This window comes from Azonexus hydrophilus, from assembly GCF_905120355.1.
Taxonomy (GTDB): Bacteria; Pseudomonadota; Gammaproteobacteria; order Burkholderiales; family Rhodocyclaceae; genus Azonexus.
The window spans coordinates 1-947 of the sequence record NZ_CAJHOB010000050.1 but is presented as its reverse complement, the minus strand read 5'-3'; the positions used below and the strand labels follow the sequence as shown (position 1 = coordinate 947).

Here is a 947-nt window from a genome sequence, read left to right as displayed (position 1 = left end):
GCGCGGGCGATGGCGATGCGCTGGCGCTGCCCGCCGGATAGCCCGGTGCCGCGTTCGCCGATTTCAGTTTGGTAGCCGTTGGGCAGTTGCTCGATCACCTCGTGAATTTCCGCAGCGCGGCAGGCGGCGATCACGTCCTCGAAACTGGCGTGGGGATGCGCCATGACCAGGTTGTCGTACACGGTGCCGGAGAACAGCACCGTTTCCTGCGGCACGACGCCGAAGGTGGCGCGCAGTTCGTTGGCGGCAAGCTGGTGGATGTCGCGCCCGTCCAGCGTGATTTGCCCTTCCTGCGGCCAGTAGAAGCCCTGCATCAGCTTGGCCAGCGTGCTCTTGCCGCAGCCGCTCGGCCCCATCAGCACGGTGAGTTTGCCGGTGGGAATGGCCAGGTTCAGATTGCGGTAGAGCCAGGGATGTTGTTCGGAGTAGCGAAAGCCGACGTCGCGGATGTCGATGCGGCCTTCGCCGCCGGCAGCGCGTTGCGGGGTGAGGGTGAAGGGTTCCTGCGGCATGTCGAGGATGTCGCCCAGGCGCTTGACGGAGATGCTGGCCTGCTGGAATTCCTGCCACAGCCCGACCAGACGCAGCAGGGGCTGGCTCATGCGGCTGGCGAACATCTGGAAGGCGACCAGCATGCCGACGGTCATGCCCACATCAGGCTGCATCACGTACCACGCGCCGACGATGAGGATGGCGAGCGTCATCACCTGTTCCAGCCCGTTGGCGACGACGTTGTAGGTGTTGCCGACCTGCTTGGTGGCAAAACCCGCCGAGAGGTATTGCGCCAGATAGGTGCCGTAGCGTTTGCCGACGTCCGGCTCCAGTTGCAAGGATTTGACCGTGGCCATGCCGGCCAGGTACTCGGTAAGAAAAGCCTGATTGCGCGCGCCGAGCAGGAATTGCGTGTCCAGACGCGCCCGGAAGATCGGCACCATGATGAGGCTGGC

Annotated in this window: 1 protein-coding gene; it reads right to left on the bottom strand. The window is 64.5% G+C overall.

The window, feature by feature from the left end; translation table 11 throughout:
* The coding region (locus JYJ39_RS13935) for a peptidase domain-containing ABC transporter (protein WP_205205252.1) at positions 1–947 on the bottom strand (947 nt) is incomplete at both ends.